This is a genomic window from Bartonella sp. AP40SXNS (assembly GCF_042195825.1).
Lineage (GTDB): Bacteria > Pseudomonadota > Alphaproteobacteria > Rhizobiales > Rhizobiaceae > Bartonella.
The window spans coordinates 1-520 of the sequence record NZ_JBHIPB010000138.1; the positions used below are offsets into that span (position 1 = coordinate 1).

Consider the following 520-nt stretch of genomic DNA (forward strand, 5'->3'; position numbering starts at 1 on the left):
AATCCTTACACTTTTGAACAAATACCTCCTGGAAGTGGTCCCTGGAAAGAAGCAGGGCAAATATTTAAGGGCTACCCAAGTGTTCATGCTTGTTATGGTCATGCCGGTGATGCTTGTACATGGCGCTACGGTTCACCTAATCGTACGCCAATTTATTCAAAATATTCAGGAAGAAAAAAATGAAGAAAATCTTGAAATTATTAAGTGGTCTCATTCTGTTAAATATTGCTGGATGTAACATTGATAAGCCTGCTCCAGGGTATTTGAGTATGTGGGAGAAAAATAGTGTTACTGATTTTACGGAGATAGGAAAAGCCCTATTAGAATGTGGCATGCCAACGCCTTATGATATCGATCCAGAAAACCAACAGCAGAGTATTAATGCTAAAGCAACAACTTATGCTTGCATGCTCCAATCAGGATTCCGCTATAAAGATGAAGAAGTAGCAAGAGCGGGAGGGCCATGTTATACTTTTAAAGAGAAAAACTTGCCCATTTGTCGTCCAGGCGCTGTTGTTCC

At 40.4% G+C, this 520-nt stretch carries 1 protein-coding gene and 1 pseudogene; both read left to right on the top strand.

The window, feature by feature from the left end; translation table 11 throughout:
* Nucleotides 1-183, top strand: a pseudogene (locus ACFILZ_RS10190) (filamentous hemagglutinin); the annotation flags it as partial.
* Nucleotides 180-520 (top strand): hypothetical protein (locus tag ACFILZ_RS10195; protein WP_375611106.1); only part of this gene is annotated, 341 nt, incomplete at its 3' end. The pseudogene ACFILZ_RS10190 and the gene ACFILZ_RS10195, both read left to right, overlap by 4 nt.